The organism is Prochlorococcus marinus str. MIT 0919 (assembly GCF_027359375.1).
GTDB lineage: Bacteria > Cyanobacteriota > Cyanobacteriia > PCC-6307 > Cyanobiaceae > Prochlorococcus_D.
On the sequence record NZ_CP114779.1, the window covers coordinates 1,371,541 to 1,389,755 of the forward strand.

An 18,215-nucleotide genomic window follows, 5' to 3' on the forward strand; every position below is an offset into this window, starting at 1 on the left:
GTCAGTCTCGTTGATCTGTGCCTAATTAGGTATGAAATGTGACCCAACTTTCAGTGAATTTTTGCAAGCTTCGTTAAAAGCTTGGTCGCAAAAGCGGTCGGATGACTTTGTGTTGAGTTTGGCCTTATCAGTTCAAGATGTTGACCCGTTAGTTCAATTACCGGTAATTGCAAATAAACAACAATTTAGCTTTTTGTGGGATAGGACTCCAGGACTTTGTATTGCTGCTGCTGGTAAATGTCAAAATTTTGAATTAGTGGGCCCAAGACGATTTGAGTTAGCTCAAAGATTTTCCAATGAAACTCTTGGTCGGTTAATAGATGGCAGTCCTGACACCCCTTCTCATTCCAAGCCTAAAGTTTTACTTGCGTTTACCTTTTTCGAACAAACTTCTGAAATTAAAATTGATACAAATATCATTCCTGCAGTTCAAGCGATTTTGCCAAGTTGGCAGTTAAGTAGACAGTCTGGTCATACTTGGTTACGGCTAAACTCTGTCATTTCTAATGCAGCTGATGTAAGGACCTGTGCTGAACAACTATGGTTGATGCGTGAAAGTGTTGTTTTAAATATTGATCCAACAATCCCCTCATTTGCTCAGGCTAATGGCGGTATTCCAATATCTCAGAATTGGCAAAAAAATTATCGTTCTGCTCTACAGAAGGGTATTGAGATAGTTAATTCTGGAGAGTTAAAGAAATTAGTTTTAGCAGTAAAAAAATCTGTTGTTCTCCAAGAGCCATTAAAACCATTGTTGCTCTTGGCTAATCTTCGAAATCGACAACCAGGGAGTTGTCGATTTCTTTGGAAACGGTCTCAAAACGAGTCGTTTTTTGGTGCATCTCCAGAACGCTTATTAAGTGTTCGGCAAGGCCAGATCAGTACGGATGCTCTAGCAGGAACTGCATTGTTAAAGGATGGAGACGCTCTTCTAAGCTCAGAAAAAGATTTGAGAGAACACGAGCTTGTTGTGACTTCGATTTTGACCCAGATGAGCAATTATGGGTTAAAGCCCTATAGATCAAGAAGCCCTCGATTAGCAAAGCACGGTCATTTAGTGCACTTGCACACACCTATCACTGCTATATCGCACACCACCCTTCCACTGCAATTAGCTGAGGTATTGCATCCAACACCAGCAGTCGCGGGCTTACCACGCACAAATGCTGTTAAATGGTTACGAGCACTCGAGTCGTTTGAGCGTGGAAATTATGCAGCCCCGGTAGGATGGGTTGACCTTGCTGGCAATTGCGAATTTAGGGTTGCTATTCGGTGTGGTTATCTACGAGGTTTAAAATTGGATTTAATAGCAGGAGCAGGCCTTGTAAGAGGCTCAATAGTAGAGAAAGAGTTAGAAGAAGTTAGAATAAAATTGGCTGTTATGGCAGATCAAATTTTATCTAAAGCTGAATTTTCAAGAAAAACTTTTAAGTAATTCATTGATAACCCTTTCGGCTAGAGGGATATTCATAAGGCTTTCAACTTCTCGAATACCGGTTGGACTGGTGACATTGATTTCACTTAACATTCCGCCAATAACATCTATTCCAACGAAAAATAAACCTTCATTTCTTAATGCAGGAGACAGTTCTTCACAAATTTCTTTTTCCCGCTTAGATAAATCTGTAGCTTCTGCTGTACCTCCTAACGCAAGATTACTTCGAAAATCTCCTAATTTTGGACGTCGATTAATTGCTCCATACGCTATACCATTCACGAGCAAAATTCTTTTATCTCCTTCTAATACTTTTGGCAGAAATTTCTGCATCATTACTGGCAATGTCTCTTGTGATGTAACCAATTCTAAGATTGCTTCAAGCCCTTCTGCTTCATTTGCTATTCGAATCACTCCTTGGCCACCTTTCCCTCCTAATGGCTTAAGGACTACCTCACCTTGCTCTTTGGCAAAAGCTTTTAATTCATGAACTCTACTTGCGACTAGTGTGGGAGCCATTAATTTGCTAAATCTAAGGGCACCAAGTTTTTCATTCCATGCTCTCAGGGAGGATGGTTTATTTAAAACAAGAACTCCTTCGCGTTCGGCAACTTCAAGTAAATGAGTTGCATATAAAAAAGCTTCATCGACTGGAGGATCTTTACGCATCCAAATGCAATCAAATTGATTCAAATAGAGATTTTGAGGTGGATCAATTTTTATCCATGGAGTAGGCCACACATGGCTTGCAAATACTCCTGCTCTGTCTCCTTTTGCTTGAAGATCTGATGGGGTGCACACCCAAACTTCTATAGATGCTTTATGAGCTGCTTCCATTAATGCGGCGGAAGAGTCTTTAATTGGATTTATTTGTTTTATGGGGTCAAGAACAAAAAGTTGTTTCATTGATTTAGCAGAGCATCTAATTCGTTATTTTCTTCAAGTTTATAGAGTTCATCGCATCCCCCTATACCTTTTTCATTAATAAAGATTTGAGGAACCGTAGATCGCCCATTAGCCCTTTCTGTCATTTCCCTACGTCCGTTTTCATCTTTATCAATTGGGTATTCTTGAAAAGTTACTCCTTTTGTGTGAAGGAGTTGCTTCGCACGAATACAGAATGGACAATACTGCCACGTGTAGATTTCAACTTTTGCCATGTGATCATGATTCTCTGAAGATCATCCCATGTAGGTTCCCTATGCTTATAGTTTCTTTAAGTCTGTATTGATTTTAGAAGTGCAAGATTTGTCAGATTTCAAGAGAGATCTCTCTTTGCTTACTAAGCGCCTGAGCAATGCTCAGGACTGTCTTTGACATTCCAGCATTGAATGCACTGCAGAAAGATTTGGAACAAATAGCTTCTCAGCCTGAGTTTTGGAATGACCAGCAAAAAGCGAAGAAAGAAATGAGGAAGCTTGATGATGTGAAAGCGCAATTATCAAAATTAGTTGAATGGAATGGAGTACTAGAGGATGCTCAAGTTTCTTTAGAACTATATGAACTTGATCATGATGATGAGATTTTGCTTATTGCAACTAAGGGCTTAGCTAAATTAAAAACAGATCTTGATCTTTGGGAATTAGAAAGGCTTTTAAGCGGTCCATATGATATCGAAGGTGCAGTTTTGTCCATTAATGCTGGAGCAGGAGGAACTGATGCTCAAGATTGGGCTCAAATGCTTCTAAGGATGTATACACGCTGGGCAGAGGACCATGACATGAAAGTAAGTATTAACGAGCTCTCTGAAGGGGAAGAGGCTGGTATTAAGAGTGTGACCATTGAGATTGAAGGGCGCTATGCATATGGTTATTTACAGCATGAAAAAGGTACACACAGGTTGGTCAGAATCTCTCCATTTAATGCAAATGGCAAAAGGCAAACAAGTTTTGCAGGTGTAGAGGTAATGCCCAAACTTGAAGATGAGGTGCAATTAGATATTCCTGAAAAGGATTTAGAAGTAACTACAAGTCGATCTGGGGGGGCAGGAGGACAAAATGTTAATAAAGTAGAAACCGCAGTCCGTATTCTTCATGTACCCACAGGTTTAGCAGTCCGTTGTACTCAAGAACGCTCTCAATTACAAAATAAAGATAAGGCATTAACTTTGCTCAAGGCAAAGTTAATGGTTGTTGCGCAAGAACAACGAGCGTCTGAAATAGCAGATATCCGTGGAGACATTGTTGAAGCAGCATGGGGGAATCAAATTCGTAATTACGTTTTTCATCCATATCAGATGGTTAAAGATTTGCGAACAGCTAAAGAGTCCACTGATATAGAGGGAGTCATGAACGGAAATATAGATTCCTTTATTCAGTCACTTTTATTACAAGGTATAGAAAAAGCTCAAAATACTTTAGAGAATTAATTCATGAATCAAAGATCTTCTACTGAAAAGAAGGCTCCACCTCCAAGCTTTGTTAAGCTAGCAATGAAGAATATGGTGCGGAAGGGTAGTCAAAGTCTCTGGCACTTGTCTCTTACTGCCTTTGGCTTCCTGATTTTCATTTTAGTGATTGCATCCCTTGGGAGGCCAACAATCCCTAACTGATTTATAATATGTATAAACAGAAGAAAATACCTTCAGAAGTTAATTTAGAACTTGCATTTCATGGTTTTAAAGATTCTAATAAAATGCAAAGTGATCTTTTAATAGATTCGGAGATTTGGCTGAGTAAGTTAGAATCTTGGATTAAATTTATTCGCATTAATGATCTGACCTTTTGCCCAAACTTGGTCAAAGAAGTTAATCAATTTAGTATTGGATTACATCTTGTTAATGATGAAGATATGATCAAGATCAATAAACAGTGGCGGCATAAAGATGAGGTTACAGATGTAATTTCTTTTCCTACACTTGATAAGAATAGTTTGTTTTCCCCGCAATTACAATGTATTGAGTTGGGCGATATTATTGTTTCTGTACAAACAGCAAATAAACAAGCCAATGAGCAGAAACATTCTTTGACAAGAGAATTATGTTGGTTAGTTACTCATGGACTTCTACATTTATTGGGTTGGGATCATCCAACAGAGATGAGGCTTGATGAGATGTTGAATTTTCAAGACAAGCTCCTTAAAATCAAGGATACTTCCTCAATTGTTGCTTCAGGAGGCATTTACAATTGACGAATCCCAGTAATGAAGATTTGGCAAGGGAAAAGGTCACAGAGTTGACTAGTCATGCCAAAAGACCCTTGAGAAGAGATTCGTGGCTCATAGCGAAAGATTTGCCTGCTAGTTTTCAATATGCCGCTCAAGGTATTAAGTATGGTTTTTCGAGTGAACGTAATTTTCGAATACATGTTGCTATTGCATGTATTGTTAGCTTCTTAAGCATTTGGCTTGAATTACCTGTTTATAATCTTGCGATACTTGTACTTACCATTGCATCTGTTTTAGTTTTAGAGCTACTAAATACGGCTATAGAAGCAGTGGTTGATCTTTCTATTGGTAGACGCTTTCATCCTTTAGCACGTATTGCAAAAGATTGTTCAGCTGCTGCTGTGCTCATTGCCTCCATTAGCTCAGTGCTTGTTGCTGTTCTTTTAATACTTCCTAAACTTTTAGATCGTTTAAATTTCTGAGGTTTTATAAATGCTTTTAGTTATTGACAATTATGATAGCTTTACTTTCAATCTTGTTCAGTATTTAGGCGAGTTAGCTTTAGATCATCCAATAGCACAAAATATTCGAGTAGAACGTAATGATGCGCTAACTATTTCTCAAGTTAAAAGTATAAATCCAGCAGCTATCCTTTTATCACCAGGTCCTGGTGACCCTAATCAATCAGGTGTTTGCTTAGAAATTCTTAGAGAAATTGCTTCTCAAGTACCTATCCTTGGGGTTTGCTTAGGTCATCAAGCGATTGCACAGGTTTTTGGAGGTGAAATTATTCAAGCCAAAGAGCTTATGCATGGAAAGACATCTAAAGTTTTTCATAATGGTGAAGGAGTATTTTTAAAAATGCCTAATCCTTTTGTTGCAACTAGGTATCACAGCTTGATAGCCAATCAAAAAAATCTACCTGATTGCCTGGAGGTCACAGCATGGCTAAAAGATGGGACAATTATGGGGATTCGTCACAGGAATTACCCTTGCCTTCACGGAGTTCAATTTCATCCGGAAAGTGTCCTCACTGACTCTGGTCATTTATTACTTAGCAATTTTTTAGCTTCAGCAGAATCAATAAGAAATCATGATTTTTAATCACTTTCTCTCAGGATCAATATTTAAGAAGACTTTTCTTGGGATTGTTCTCACTTTTACAGCGATTGCACCGGTTAAAGCGGATCGTATTCGTATTACTAGTTATGGTCATAGCGCTCTCTTAATTAAAGGAGGTGGCTATTCAGTTTTGTTAAACCCTTTTAAGACAGTTGGTTGCGCTGAGGGATTGAAGAAACTAAATAACTTGCAAGCAGACGTAGTGCTTGCAAGTTCAGAATTGGCTGATGAAGGGAATAGAAATGTGAAAGGAATTTTCTTTTCCGAACCAGGGTCCTATAGAGTTCGTGATTTAAAAATAGAAGGAGTTCAAGCCCCTCATGACCGCTTTGGAGGCAGGAGGTATGGCTTTACTACTGCCTGGCAATGGGTTCAAGATGGAACTAATTTCATACACCTTGGTGGGAGTGTGACTCCACTAAAACTGCAGCAAAAATTACTTTTTGGGAGACCAGATGTTTTAGTAATCGCAGTTGGTGGAGGCTCTAAGGTTTATTCCGGCAAAGAGGCTGCAGCAGTAGTTCAGTATCTGAAGCCTAAGATTGTGATACCTGTGCAATATGCAAGAGGCAAAAACCTAAAAAATTGTGATTTAACGGGGATTGAGCCGTTTTTAAATGCTCTTAAGGATGTTCAAGTTAAAGAGGTTGGAAGAAGCTTTACTCTGAAAAGCAAGATACCTGATTCACTAACAGTTCATTTAATGCCTTAACGACTATCACTATTTAAAAAGGTCTCCCAGAATTGTTTCATTTGATCTGTTGTGCCAATACTTACTCTTAAGGATCCATCCAGGAGCTGCTTCCCCTGCATACTTCTTACCAATATTTTTTCATCTCTTAGAGATGATACTACTTTGGCTGCATTTGATTTTGGCCAGATCAAAAAGTAATTACCACTCTTAATATGATGCCTATAATTATGAGACGTTAATTGGTCTTTTATCCACACTCGTGCTTTTAATACTTCTTTGACATAGTTGTCAATATACTTTTGGTCATTTAATGCCGCAAAGGCTGCTGCCACAGCAAAGCTATTGATATCATAAGGACCTGTTACACGGAGGATATAATCTATAATTTCTTGCTTGCCAATAGCGAAACCTATTCGCAAGCCTGCCAAACCGGAAGTTTTAGATAATGATCGCAGTACAACAATGTTTGGAGATGTCTCAAAATTAACTAGTGGTAAAACACTGTCTCCTAAGAAAGCTGCATAAAGTTCATCAATAACTATTAATGTTTGAGGAGAAGCCTTTGCAAGGTCAAGTATTTGTTTCGCAGGTAGTATGGTCCCTGTAGGGTTATTGGGATTGCATATCATCATTATTTTAGGTTTTAATTCAACTAGTGATTGGTAAATTGCATTAAAAGGAAATTGAAACTCTAGACCTTCGTATGGAAATTCAAGAATTTTCATACCTTGCATAGATGCACAAGGCTTGTAGTAACCAAAAGTAGGTGTTGTTGTTATACATTGACTCCTTGTATCCCCATAAGCATGAAATATGGCGTGAATTGCTGCATCAACACCATTAAATAATCCAATTTGTTGAGGGATGATTGGTTTGCAAAACTCTGAAGAGTTTATGTTATTAACTACAGCTTTTTGTAGACCATTGTATTCGGGGTAAACGGCTATTTCTTCAGAAGTCAATTTGTGAATTGCTTCTATTACTTTCGGACTTGGACCAATTGTATTTTCATTGAAATCAAGTCTGAGCATACCTCTACGACCCTCTAGTGGCGCAGAGTAAGGCTCCATATTGACTATCTCGGGACGAGGCTTAGGTAATTTAAAAAAAGTGGATTCAAATAATTTCATTACATTCTTTCTAAACTTGGTATTCCTAAAAGGCTTAAACCTAGCTTGAGAGTATCAGCTGTAAGCCTACATAGCATTAAACGAGAAGACCTTGATGGCTCTTTAGCTTTTAATACAGGAATTTGATCATAAAATCTATTAAAAACCTGACTTAATTCAAAAAGATAGTTACATAGACGATTAGGGAGTAAGTCTTTTTCGAAATCTAGAATTACCTCGTCAAACTTTAATAGCTCTCGTATTAAACTCCATTCTTGGGGCTCATGGAACACAAGCTTTCCTTCTAAGTTATTAAAACTTCCTCCTTTGCGATTAATTCCTCTTATACGTACGCAAGCATATAACAAATAAGGTGCGGTATTCCCTTGCAAAGCAAGCATTCTGTCAAAATTAAATTGGTAATTAGTGATTCTATTTTGACTTAGATCTGCATATTTCACAGCAGCTATGCCAATGGTTCTTGAAACTTTTTCAATGAATTCCTCACTTTCATGACGACCTTCTTCTCTAAGACGTCTTTCTAAATCACCTTTAGCTCGTTTAACTGCTTCATCTAAAAGGTCTTTTAGACGTACAGTTGTACCAGAACGTGTTTTTAATTTCTTACCATCTTCACCTTGCACTAAACCAAAAGGAACATGTTCAACACGACAATGTTTAGGGAGCCAATTAGCACGACGTGCAACTTGAAAAACACCGGAAAAATGATTTGATTGGCCTGCATCAGTCACATAAATTATTCGACCTGCTCCATCTCCTTTTGGCAACTCTTTTAGTCTATATCTAATTGCAGCAAGATCAGTTGTGGCATAGTTGAACCCCCCATCGCTTTTTCGCACAATTATTGGTAAAGGTTTACCTCCTTTCCCAGTTATTCCCTCCAGAAAAACGCATTCTGCACCATTATCAGTCACTAACAAATTTTCTTTTCTTAGATCCTCAACAACATCTTTTAGATAGGAATTATAAAAAGATTCTCCTCGTTCAGTAAGAGAAACATCAAGCCTATCATAGATTTTTTGAAATTCATTACGTGATTGACTACATAGTAGTTGCCAAGCAAGCAAACTCTTTTGATCTCCGCTTTGTAATTTAACTACTTCTTCTCGAGATGATAATTGAAAGTCTTTGTCTTCATCAAAACGTTCTTTTGCTTTTTTATAAAATACTACCAAGTCTCCAAGATCAATAGTATTAGCTTTTTCTAATGCTTCGGGTGCTACCAGTTTTAGATATGTAATTAACATTCCGAATTGAGTACCCCAATCACCAACATGGTTAAGACGAAGGACAGAGTACCCTCTGAATTCCAAAATACGAGCAATACAGTCACCTATAATTGTTGATCTTAAATGACCAACATGCATCTCCTTAGCAATGTTGGGACTTGAGAAATCAACTACTACAGGCTTTGGCTTTTCTGCACCATCTTGTGCATTTACCAGTGGGATACCAAGACGACTATCTTTGAGTCGTGATCTAATTTCAGACTCAAGACAGTTATTGGTAAGGGTTAAATTTATAAAGCCTGGACCAGCGATTTTGGGGGCGATACATATTTTTTTGAAATCATCGTCTTTTTCTAATTGTTTTATAATTGCTTCCGCAATTTCTCTTGGTGATTGTTTTATTATTTTTGCTAGTGGTAAAGCACCATTGATTTGAAAGTCACCAAACTCTGGTTTTGATGCTGGAACTAATTGAGGGTTGAAGTACTCCCCTTTCCTCTGAGCATCAGTTGTTAATACAGGAAAGGCAAGCGTAACTGCAGTTGTAATTTGGCTTTCTAGAGTTCTGTAAATACTATTCATTATTGATTTAATGTTTGATCATCGAAACGCATACTGAAATCAATCCAAGTGCTTTTTGTAATAGGTGCACTGCAAGATATTAGGTCAATACCTGTTAGAGCATAATCTTTTATTTTAGATGGGTTGATTCCTGAAGCTTCAATAATTATCTGTGAAGGTCTTACGTTAGTTAGGTCTTTAGATAATTTTCTCAAGCGCGGCACTAGATGATTTAAATCTTCAGGCGACATTTCATCTATCAATATTCCATCAGCACCCTCTATAATTGATTCTTCAGCTTGCTGGGCAGTCTCAACTTCAACGATAATTTTTGCTGTCCATGGGATTTGACTTCTGAGAGCTTTAATTGAATTGCCTATACCATTGCTCCATGCAATGTGATTTTCTTTGAGCATTGCTGCATCATCTAGCCCCATGCGGTGATTTACACCGCCACCGCATCTTATGGCATATTTCTCTAAGACACGCAGTCCAGGAGTGGTTTTTCTAGTGTCAGCAAGTCGCACGCCGGTCCCTTTGAGTTCGCTGGCGAGTTTTGCTGTTGCTGTTGCAATTCCTGAAAGATGCATAGCAATGTTTAATGCTGTTCGCTCACCAGCTAATAGTACAGATGCTGGCCCAGTAATATCTAAAATTTTTTGACCATTTTGAAATTGTTCGCCTTCTGATATGAGTAATTGAACTTCTACTTCCGTATTGAGCCGCTCAAATATTTTTCTGACTAAAGGCCCACTACAAAAAACACCACTTTGCTTTGCTATCCATTTGGCGGTAACAATCTTTTCATTAATGGCCACCAGTGTTAGATCACCCCTCCCAAGATCTTCCTTTAGCCAATGATCTATTAGATGATGAATAGCAGGTGTTTCCAAATGCACTTTATTTACCAATACAAAATCTTGAGAAGATTTTATCTAGTAACGCCTCTGATAGTTCATGTCCTGTTAGTTCTCCTAACCTTTGGATTGCCTCACGTAAGTCAATAGTCCAAAAATCCCATGGCAAGTCTTGATTTGCAACTTCTAGAGTCTTATTGAGGCAGTTAGCTGTGGATGTGACTAGATCTAATTGCCTTTCATTTAATGCAATTTCAATATCATGAGTTTTGTTGACTCCGCAAAGTGATAATAAAGATTGAATTAAATCATTTTTTCCTTTGCCAGTTAAAGCACTAAAAATTATATCTGGATTGATTATCTCAGATGTAACCGAGATATCGGCTTTATTGCCTACGATAAGTTTTGGGATATGTTCAGGAATTTGATTAGACAATTCTTCTGATTCTTTGCTCCAGCCAACGCTTAAGTCAAAAACCAATATAACTATATCAGAGGTGAGTAAAGCTTTTTGACTTCTTTCAATACCGACTATCTCTATTTCGTCGTTTGTATTGCGTATGCCTGCTGTATCTACGAGTGTAATAGGAATACCATCTAAAATAATCTCACTCTCTAAGAGATCTCGTGTTGTGCCAGGAATAGAGGTTACGATTGCTTTTTCTTGCTTACTCAGCAGATTTAAGATAGAACTTTTTCCAACATTCGGTAATCCAATTAAGGTAACTTTTAAACCATTGCGGAAATAACAACCTTGCCTAGCATCTCTTATTAGTTTTTGTAATGCATCTTTTATTTGGACAATGTTAGCTATTACTTCTTCTTTGTTCAGAGGAGGCAGGTCTTCTTCGAAATCAATGCGTGCTTCGATTTCACTTAATTGATCTAATAGCTTTTCTCTGTACAAATTGATTTCTTTATTTAAATGACCATTGAGCCCTGCAAGGGCAAGATCAGCCGCTTTTTGACTCTTAGCACTGATGAGATCATCAATTGCTTCAGCTTGTGTTAAATCGAGACGACCATTTAACACAGCCCTTTGACTAAACTCTCCAGGGAAAGCTCTTCTGACATTTGGCTGAGAAAGGATTTGTTCCATAATTCTGTGAACTGAAATCAATCCGCCATGACAATGAATCTCTACAACATCTTCTCTAGTAAAGCTTCTAGGGGACTCCATAATCAATATTAGAACCTCATCAATTTGCTTCTTAGTTACTTGATCGATTACATGACCATAGACAACGCGATGGCTGCTCCAGACTTGGTTGCCTGGTATATAAACTATTTGTTTGCAAATTTTCTGGGAGAATTTTCCAGAGATTCGAATAACAGCAATTCCTCCTTCTCCTGGAGATACAGCAGATGCAATTGCTGCGATAGTATCTTCAGTTGGTAAACACATGATCATTGCCTAAAAATTACGTACGTTTTTACGATTAAATCCTTGTTCTTGTTTAGCATCACCTTGGTCATATCATGAGCAGTATTTTTTTGAATATTCTGCAGAAATTCCGAGATCTTATTGTTTGGTTTTGGAAGCAAGAAGGGACGCCTGCTAAGCGGGCACGTGGCTTGGCAGTTGGTGTATTTAGTGGGTGCTTTCCATTCTTTGGACTTCAAACACTGATTGGTATTTTTTTGGCAACTATTTTTAGAGCAAATCATTTGCTTGCAATAGCAGGAACTTGGATTAGTAATCCGTTTACTTATTTTCCCCTTTATTGGCTCAATTATAGAGTTGGTGAAGTCTTTGTTGGGGAAGGTAATCATTTAAAGGCCTTCCATCACTTAACAAGAAAAGAATTGTGGGATCAAGGATTAATTTTTAGTAGTAGAATCTTACTTGGATCATCAATAGTTGGTTTAATAACTGGCATTATTTCAGGATTAACTTTCTATGCAGTACTGAAATTCTTTTTAAAAAAACGTAAGCCACTTTTTTGAAAGAGCAGTTTAATTCATTCCTGTACGCGCAATATCTATAACATCTGCCATGGAACGGATTTTGTTCATGGTGGTTTTTAATTGATCTGAATCTTTTAATTCAATCCTTAGATCAATGCAAGCAGGTTTGCCATAGGCAGTTTGTACCCGCGCATCGCTGACATTAATTCCACTATCGGAAAGTCTCATTAGAATATCTTTGAGCACGCCTACACGATCTATCACTTCAATGCGTAATTGAGTGGAAAACCTTTGCTCTTGAATGAAATGAGCCTTATTCCATTTAACAGGTAGTCTTCGTTCGTTAGGTATAGAATTAATATTAACACAATTTTGTCGATGAATAGTAATTCCATGATTACCTAAAGCCACGGCTCCGAGGATTTCTTCTCCTGGCAGAGGGTTACAACATCCACCTATTTTATAATCTAGACCTTCTACTCCCAGAATTGCAGCATTTCCTGAAGTAGACTTCTTGAGATAAACCGTCTCTTGTTGATTCGCAAGTTGCTTTGCTATATCTGAGTTTGATATTGGTACTTCAGGTGCTAAATTTTGCAATTTTATCTCTTCTCTTAAGCGATTAAGTACTTGATGCAAAGTAATTGCACCAAAACCAAGGGAAGCCAGTAGATCTTCTGTTGATTTTAAATTGCATCTTTCAGCAACTTTATTCATAGCATCACTCTTAAGAAGAGTATCTAGCCCTTGTCGACCCAAGTCACGTTCAAGAAGGTTTTTGCCACGCTCAATAGTCTCATTGCGATGACTTTTTTTATACCATTGTCTGATACGATTTCTAGCAGTAGGAGTGGCTACAAAATTAAGCCAATCAAGGCTTGGGTGCGCTGTTTTATTTGTCAGAACTTCGACAAAGTCACCATTTTTTAGTGCAGTTGATAAGGGACATAGTCGATCATTGATACGTGTTCCATGACAGTGGTTTCCAACTTCAGAGTGTATGCGATATGCGAAATCAATTGCAGTCGAACCTTTTCTTAGACCTACAACATCACCTTTAGGAGTGAAAACGAAAACTTCTTCATCAAATAAATCCTCCTTAATTGATGCTAGATAGTCATTATGATCATTATTACCACTTTCTTGTTGCCATTCAATTAGTTGCCGCAGCCAATTGAATCTTTCTGTAGAGCCCAAGGCAGGTGAACCACCTTCTTTGTATTTCCAGTGCGCAGCTATGCCGTATTCCGCCATTTGATGCATTTCAGGCGTCCTAATCTGTATTTCAATTGGACGATGCTTCCCAATCACTACTGTATGAAGTGATTGGTATCCATTGGGTTTTGGGAGCCCAATATAATCTTTGAATCGGCCAGGGATGGGTCTGAAGGTATCATGTACAACTGCTAAAGCTCTATAACAGGTTTCAAGATTTGGAACAATTATACGTAGAGCTGCTATGTCATATATTTCGTGAAATTCTTTTTGCTGAAGTTGCATCTTGCTCCATATTCCAAAGAGATGTTTTGGCCTACCACTAATCTCAAATTCATTAAGCCCTATAGAAGAAAGCCGCTCTTTTAGTAACTCGACGGTAAATCCTAGACGCTTTTCTCTTTCACTTCTTTTAGTTACAATTTCTTGTTGGATCCCTCTATATGCTTCAGGTTCAAGCAATTTAAAAGCCAGATCTTCCAATTCCCATTTAAAACGACCTATCCCAAGTCGATTGGCTAATGGAGCATATATTTCTCTAGTTTCAAGAGCAATACGTTGTTGTTTGTCTGACTGAAGAGAATCTAAAGTTCTCATATTATGTAATCTGTCAGCCAGCTTTACGAGTACAACGCGTATATCACTTGCCATTGCAAGAAACATTTTGCGTAGGTTTTCCGCCTGCGCTTCTGTTCTATTTGTAAAATGTATTCCTCCTAATTTGGTTACACCTTCGACTAGGCCAGCGACTTCTTCTCCAAAGAATTCTTTTAATTGCTCTAATGAGAGATCAGTATCTTCTACAGCATCGTGAAGAAAACCTGCAGCTATAACAGTCGGACTAGCTCCAATTTCTTTTAATAAGTCTGCTACTGCAATCGGGTGAATTATATAAGGGTCGCCACTAGCTCTAAATTGCCCCTTATGCAGCCTAAAAGCTAAATCGAAAGAATTTGCCAATAAAGCTTCCGAATCGGTTGGGCAGCTCTCTCCTAGACCTGGGGGAACTTTTTCAATACATGCTTTTAACCAGTCGGGTAATTGAATCCCATAGTCCTCTGTGCTACTGATTGGGTGAGATCGAAGTAGAGGCTCATTCCCCATTGCCAAATCGCAGGCCGAATTGGCCTGGGCTGAATTAGGCATTGAGGTGGCATTTACCATCTCACTTAGCAAGATTCCATTAGTTTATTAAGGATTAACACCCCTCGCTACACCTTATGACTAGTTTCCCTGGGGATGTTTTAAATATTAAAAACTTGAGGATGTGTTATCCCGCTAGTAATCAATGGATTCTTGATGGGTTTAATTTAAATATTGCTGTAGGAGAACGTGTTGCACTAATTGGCAGCTCAGGCTCTGGGAAAAGCAGTGTTGCAAAATCACTCTTGCAGATTCTTCCGAATGGAAGCCTTTGTAAAGGGGATTTAGTTCTATGTGGGAAAGATTTATTGACTTTGTCAGATAAAGAGATGCAAAATTTTAGGGGCGAGAAGGTTGGTTTCGTTTTTCAAGATCCAATGAATCGCCTCAATCCGTTGATGACGATAGGTGACCATTTAATTGATACCTTAAAAGCTCACAAACCAGACAAAACATCTTTATGGCATCGGCACCGTAGTGAAGAATTGTTGGTAAAAGTTGGCATTGATGTAGCTCGTTTTAATTCTTTTCCCCATGAATTTAGCGGCGGAATGCGCCAACGTTTGGCAATTGCATTAGCAATTTCATTGAATCCACCGTTAATAGTTGCTGATGAACCCACTTCCAGTCTTGATGTTTCAGTGGCAAATCAAATCATGACTGAATTGAGCAATCTCTGCGATGAGCTTGGGACTGCCCTCTTGTTGATTACGCATGATCTCGCTCTTGCAGCAAGATGGTGTGGAAGAATGAGCATCATTCAACATGGAAAAATTGTTGAAGAAGGATTGAGCACGGACGTTGTGGCTAATCCAATATCGTTAATAGGGAAAAGATTGGTGTTTGCGGCGAGAGAACGAGAGCAAAATAATTGTGTTACAAGAACTAATCAACATTGTGTTCTAGATGTTGATCAAGTTCGCTGTTGGCATGCGAATGGAGGACTGCCTTGGCAACCAAATTGGATTAAGGCCGTTAATGAGGTTTCCTTTTCCCTTTATGCAGGCGAAACCCTTGGAGTTGTGGGATTATCAGGGTGCGGTAAAAGCACTTTATGTAGTGCCCTTTTAGGTTTGACACCCATTCGAGGGGGCTGCATTAAGCTATGTGGACAAGATTTGACTACCTTAAATAGTCAATCCTTAAGAAAGGCGCGACAGTCTTTGCAAATGGTTTTCCAAGACCCTTGTGCATCTATGAATCCAAAAATGACAGTTCTAGATGCTATCGCTGACCCATTGCTGATTCATAACATGTTTAACCGTCACCAGGCAAAGGAAAAAGCAAGAATTCTTTTGGGTCATGTTGGACTTACTCCTGTAGAAGACTTTCATGCAAGGTTTCCTAATCAATTATCAGGTGGACAGCAACAAAGAGTAGCTATAGCTCGTGCACTTGCTTTAAACCCACAGGTTCTTATATGTGATGAAAGTGTAAGCATGTTGGACGTTGAAATTCAAGCAGAGATTTTAGCTTTATTAAGCTCATTACAGGAAACTTTAGGGCTTTCTATACTTTTTATTACCCATGATTTATCCTTGGCCCGTGGTTTTTGCCATAGAACCCTTTTGTTAGATCAGGGCATAGTCGTTGAAGAAGGCCCTTCCGAAAAGTTATTTCAAAGACCTCAACATGCCCTTACTAAACAGTTGATTAAGGACTCACCAACTCTGAGATAAAAAGTATTGATTAATTTTTTTGTAAAACTTTAAGCAATCTTTTAAAAGAAATAGGCAATGGCGCCTCAAAAAGCATCTCTTTATTAGTCTGTGGATGCTTTAGACCAAGTTGATATGCATGTAGAGCTTGTCCAGATAGTGCAATAGGCAATTTACGACAACGACTGTAAGTAGAATCTCCAATGATTGGATGACCGATATGAGCACAATGAACTCGAATTTGATGTGTTCGCCCTGTATCTAACTGGAAAGCTATAAGAGAATAATTGCCTAGCCTTTCTTTAAGTTCCCAATGGGTACATGCATATCTACCTGATTCATCAGAGACAACTGCATATTTTTTTCTATTCATTGGGTGTCGTCCAATTGCCCCTAAAATTGTTCCACTATCTCCTTGTGGTATTCCATGCACTATTGCTAAGTATTTTCTAGATGCAATTCTTTTTTGAATTTGTAGCTGGAGATTCACTAATGATTCTTGTGTTTTAGCAATAACAATGCAGCCTGTTGTATCTTTGTCGAGCCTGTGTACGATCCCTGGACGAAGTTTGCCGCTAATGCCTGGGAGATCATTGCAGTGGTGTAGTAAGCCGTTGACAAGAGTGCCATCCTTATTCCCAGGAGCTGGATGAACAGCTACTCCTGCCTCTTTATTAATAACTATTAGCTCTTTATCCTCATATATTACATCTAAATGCATTTTTTCAGGCTTTAAATATGGCAAGGGCTCTGGAGGCGGTAACCATAGTTGAATCTCATCTCCGGTTCGCAAAGGTGTCTTTGCTTTACCTTCTTTCCCATTAACTTTTACGAACCCAGCATTGATAAATTTTTGAATACTTGCTCGACTTTGTTCTGATCTTTGACTGACTAGCCAACGGTCAAGTCGCATTGGCAATGGTTTGGGATAATGTAGGATTATTAATTCTCCTTCGCCTTCTCCAAAGGATTGTGCATTATTCTCTTCCATTATGTAGGTAATTCAAGTGCGATTTTCCCAAGCAATAATTTTCTAAAGTCATCTAATAACTTATGAGACATTCTTCTTAGGTCAGATGAAGTATGGATATTGGCTGCATTCTCTAACCATTGATGGGTATCTCCTTTGCTTCTTTTGAAAGGAATACCATAACGTTTTTCAAGAGAATTGTTTATTCGTTCGTGATTATGATTATCCAGATGATGTAGCAATTTTAAGAAAGCTATTGCTACAGATTCCACATCATAAGCAGCTTGCCCAATATCATCACATATCGCAAGTCGAAGAGCAGCTTGTTGATTATCTAATCGTGGCGGCAAGACTCCTGGAGCATCTAATAAATCAAGTCTTTGCCCAAGCCTTACCCATTGCAGCGATTTCGTAACCCCTGCACGTCTAGAACTAGCGACTACTTTCTTGTTCACCAATCTATTAATTAACGCTGATTTCCCAACATTAGGAAACCCTAGTGTTAGAGCCCTAACGGGCCGATGACGCATGCCTCTGAGTTCGCGACGCTGGTTCAACTCTTCACCCATTTGTATTGCTGCTTCTTTGATTACCCCTATCCCAGTGCCATTTTGTGCATTGCACCACCTTGGGGTTTCCCCATTGCTTTTAAACCATAAATCCCATTCCTCTAGATTTTTCTCTGTAATCATGTCTTTTCTATTAATAACTAAGAGGTGTTTCTTGTTGACAATCCATTTTTTTAGATGAGGATGGGAAGTCGAAAGTGGTATTCGTGCATCTCTAACTTCGATTACTAGATCAACTTGGTCTATGTTTTTTGCTAGCTGTCTTTCGGCTTTTGCAATGTGGCCTGGATACCATTGAATAAGAGGGGTCACGACATTCAATTCTGAATAGTGGAGGGGGGTGAATTGTTGAAATAGAACTTTGAAGTTTTTATTGTGTTTTAATTTCTATAGTTTAGGCAATTTAAGACAGCTGAGGTTGTAAGCAAATTTTTGCAGATATATGAACAAAACTTTTTTGAAACACTCGATAATCCCAACAAATTTTGTAAGATTCAATTTCGAATCTTTTCCTTTGAACTAAAAATCTAGGTTGATTGTGATCATTGCCTCTGGCACTCTTTTTAAGTGGGGGTTGGCTTTATTTCATTGCTGAAAATGTTTTTTGGAATTTGGGCTT

The 18,215-nt window shown here is 38.4% G+C and carries 18 protein-coding genes; 9 read left to right on the forward strand and 9 right to left on the reverse strand.

Going from position 1 to position 18,215, the window contains the following annotated elements; genetic code table 11:
- Positions 1-31 precede the first annotated feature (31 nt).
- Positions 32-1,435 carry an isochorismate synthase gene (locus O5635_RS07485; RefSeq protein WP_036901574.1) on the forward strand — a complete coding sequence of 468 codons (1,404 nt, stop codon included), beginning with the start codon at positions 32-34 and terminating at the stop codon, positions 1,433-1,435.
- On the opposite strand, the gene gshB is transcribed toward O5635_RS07485, so the two are convergent.
- Positions 1,415-2,341 (reverse strand): glutathione synthase, encoded by a 927-nt coding sequence (gene gshB / locus O5635_RS07490; RefSeq protein ID WP_036901571.1) that lies wholly within the window; start codon positions 2,339-2,341, stop codon positions 1,415-1,417. The genes O5635_RS07485 and gshB overlap by 21 nt on opposite strands.
- Positions 2,338-2,595: a glutaredoxin 3 gene (gene grxC, locus O5635_RS07495; protein ID WP_036901569.1), complete on the reverse strand. Its 258-nt coding sequence runs from the start codon at positions 2,593-2,595 to the stop codon at positions 2,338-2,340. The genes gshB and grxC overlap by 4 nt, the downstream gene beginning before the upstream one ends.
- 79 nt (positions 2,596-2,674) lie before the next feature.
- Here grxC and prfB point away from each other — a divergent pair.
- The 6 genes from prfB to O5635_RS07525 all read left to right on the forward strand — a co-directional run bounded on the left by prfB (position 2,675) and on the right by O5635_RS07525 (position 6,374).
- Positions 2,675-3,803, forward strand: a protein-coding gene (prfB, locus tag O5635_RS07500; RefSeq protein ID WP_152557298.1) for a peptide chain release factor 2 whose coding sequence is annotated in 2 segments (ribosomal slippage) — positions 2,675-2,749 and positions 2,751-3,803 — 1,128 coding nt in all. Because the reading frame shifts where the segments join, the coding sequence is not laid out codon by codon here.
- Between the two features lie 3 nt (positions 3,804-3,806).
- A complete protein-coding gene (locus tag O5635_RS07505; RefSeq protein WP_036901564.1) occupies positions 3,807-3,986 on the forward strand; it encodes a DUF3285 domain-containing protein in 180 nt (59 codons plus the stop codon).
- Positions 3,987-3,994: 8 nt separating this feature from the next.
- A complete protein-coding gene (gene ybeY / locus O5635_RS07510) occupies positions 3,995-4,564 on the forward strand; it encodes an rRNA maturation RNase YbeY (RefSeq protein ID WP_036901561.1) in 570 nt (189 codons plus the stop codon).
- A complete protein-coding gene (locus O5635_RS07515; protein ID WP_036901559.1) occupies positions 4,561-5,022 on the forward strand; it encodes a diacylglycerol kinase family protein in 462 nt (153 codons plus the stop codon). Before ybeY ends, O5635_RS07515 begins: the two co-directional genes overlap by 4 nt.
- A 10-nt stretch (positions 5,023-5,032) precedes the next feature.
- The gene (locus tag O5635_RS07520) at positions 5,033-5,644 is read left to right on the forward strand and encodes an anthranilate synthase component II (RefSeq protein WP_036901557.1); all 612 of its coding nucleotides are present in this window, start codon (positions 5,033-5,035) and stop codon (positions 5,642-5,644) included.
- Positions 5,634-6,374, forward strand: coding sequence for an MBL fold metallo-hydrolase (locus tag O5635_RS07525; RefSeq protein ID WP_036901554.1), 741 nt, complete (start codon positions 5,634-5,636; stop codon positions 6,372-6,374). The genes O5635_RS07520 and O5635_RS07525 overlap by 11 nt, the downstream gene beginning before the upstream one ends.
- Here the strand turns inward: O5635_RS07525 and O5635_RS07530 are convergent.
- The 4 genes from O5635_RS07530 to mnmE are packed head-to-tail and all read right to left on the reverse strand — an operon-like array spanning position 6,371 to position 11,544.
- Positions 6,371-7,486 carry a pyridoxal phosphate-dependent aminotransferase gene (locus O5635_RS07530; protein ID WP_036901553.1) on the reverse strand — a complete coding sequence of 372 codons (1,116 nt, stop codon included), beginning with the start codon at positions 7,484-7,486 and terminating at the stop codon, positions 6,371-6,373. The two genes, O5635_RS07525 and O5635_RS07530, sit on opposite strands and share 4 nt — an antisense overlap.
- Positions 7,486-9,297 carry an arginine--tRNA ligase gene (gene argS / locus O5635_RS07535; RefSeq protein WP_036901550.1) on the reverse strand — a complete coding sequence of 604 codons (1,812 nt, stop codon included), beginning with the start codon at positions 9,295-9,297 and terminating at the stop codon, positions 7,486-7,488. Before argS ends, O5635_RS07530 begins: the two co-directional genes overlap by 1 nt.
- Positions 9,297-10,175 carry a carboxylating nicotinate-nucleotide diphosphorylase gene (gene nadC, locus O5635_RS07540; RefSeq protein ID WP_036902045.1) on the reverse strand — a complete coding sequence of 293 codons (879 nt, stop codon included), beginning with the start codon at positions 10,173-10,175 and terminating at the stop codon, positions 9,297-9,299. The genes argS and nadC overlap by 1 nt, the downstream gene beginning before the upstream one ends.
- Position 10,176: 1 nt before the next feature.
- On the reverse strand, positions 10,177-11,544 hold the full coding sequence (gene mnmE / locus O5635_RS07545; RefSeq protein WP_036901547.1) for a tRNA uridine-5-carboxymethylaminomethyl(34) synthesis GTPase MnmE: 1,368 nt from the start codon (positions 11,542-11,544) through the stop codon (positions 10,177-10,179).
- 68 nt (positions 11,545-11,612) lie between these two features.
- Between mnmE and O5635_RS07550 the strand changes: the two genes are divergently transcribed.
- A complete protein-coding gene (locus O5635_RS07550; protein WP_036901544.1) occupies positions 11,613-12,080 on the forward strand; it encodes a DUF2062 domain-containing protein in 468 nt (155 codons plus the stop codon).
- A 9-nt stretch (positions 12,081-12,089) separates the two neighbouring features.
- Here the strand turns inward: O5635_RS07550 and O5635_RS07555 are convergent, their stop codons facing one another.
- Complete coding sequence (locus tag O5635_RS07555) at positions 12,090-14,420, reverse strand: RelA/SpoT family protein (RefSeq protein WP_036901539.1); 2,331 nt, start codon at positions 14,418-14,420, stop codon at positions 12,090-12,092.
- 56 nt (positions 14,421-14,476) lie between these two features.
- On the opposite strand from O5635_RS07555, the gene O5635_RS07560 reads away from it, so the two are divergent.
- Positions 14,477-16,078 carry an ABC transporter ATP-binding protein gene (locus tag O5635_RS07560; protein ID WP_269607409.1) on the forward strand — a complete coding sequence of 534 codons (1,602 nt, stop codon included), beginning with the start codon at positions 14,477-14,479 and terminating at the stop codon, positions 16,076-16,078.
- Positions 16,079-16,088: 10 nt separating this feature from the next.
- On the opposite strand, the gene O5635_RS07565 is transcribed toward O5635_RS07560, so the two are convergent.
- On the reverse strand, positions 16,089-17,048 hold the full coding sequence (locus tag O5635_RS07565) for an RluA family pseudouridine synthase (RefSeq protein WP_036901533.1): 960 nt from the start codon (positions 17,046-17,048) through the stop codon (positions 16,089-16,091).
- Positions 17,048-17,908, reverse strand: coding sequence for a ribosome biogenesis GTPase YlqF (gene ylqF, locus O5635_RS07570; protein WP_420063642.1), 861 nt, complete (start codon positions 17,906-17,908; stop codon positions 17,048-17,050). The genes O5635_RS07565 and ylqF overlap by 1 nt, the downstream gene beginning before the upstream one ends.
- Positions 17,909-18,215 lie beyond the last annotated feature (307 nt).

Coding starts and splice junctions, on each gene's coding strand:
- argS (WP_036901550.1), bottom strand. CDS start 9,297: ATGAATAGTATTTACAGAACTCTAGAAAGCCAAATTACAACTGCAGTT.
- O5635_RS07505 (WP_036901564.1), top strand. CDS start 3,807: ATGAATCAAAGATCTTCTACTGAAAAGAAGGCTCCACCTCCAAGCTTT.
- gshB (WP_036901571.1), bottom strand. CDS start 2,341: ATGAAACAACTTTTTGTTCTTGACCCCATAAAACAAATAAATCCAATT.
- O5635_RS07555 (WP_036901539.1), bottom strand. CDS start 14,420: ATGGTAAATGCCACCTCAATGCCTAATTCAGCCCAGGCCAATTCGGCC.
- O5635_RS07520 (WP_036901557.1), top strand. CDS start 5,033: ATGCTTTTAGTTATTGACAATTATGATAGCTTTACTTTCAATCTTGTT.
- mnmE (WP_036901547.1), bottom strand. CDS start 11,544: ATGATCATGTGTTTACCAACTGAAGATACTATCGCAGCAATTGCATCT.
- O5635_RS07560 (WP_269607409.1), top strand. CDS start 14,477: ATGACTAGTTTCCCTGGGGATGTTTTAAATATTAAAAACTTGAGGATG.
- ybeY (WP_036901561.1), top strand. CDS start 3,995: ATGTATAAACAGAAGAAAATACCTTCAGAAGTTAATTTAGAACTTGCA.
- O5635_RS07550 (WP_036901544.1), top strand. CDS start 11,613: ATGAGCAGTATTTTTTTGAATATTCTGCAGAAATTCCGAGATCTTATT.
- O5635_RS07565 (WP_036901533.1), bottom strand. CDS start 17,048: ATGGAAGAGAATAATGCACAATCCTTTGGAGAAGGCGAAGGAGAATTA.
- O5635_RS07485 (WP_036901574.1), top strand. CDS start 32: ATGAAATGTGACCCAACTTTCAGTGAATTTTTGCAAGCTTCGTTAAAA.
- O5635_RS07525 (WP_036901554.1), top strand. CDS start 5,634: ATGATTTTTAATCACTTTCTCTCAGGATCAATATTTAAGAAGACTTTT.
- O5635_RS07530 (WP_036901553.1), bottom strand. CDS start 7,486: ATGAAATTATTTGAATCCACTTTTTTTAAATTACCTAAGCCTCGTCCC.
- grxC (WP_036901569.1), bottom strand. CDS start 2,595: ATGGCAAAAGTTGAAATCTACACGTGGCAGTATTGTCCATTCTGTATT.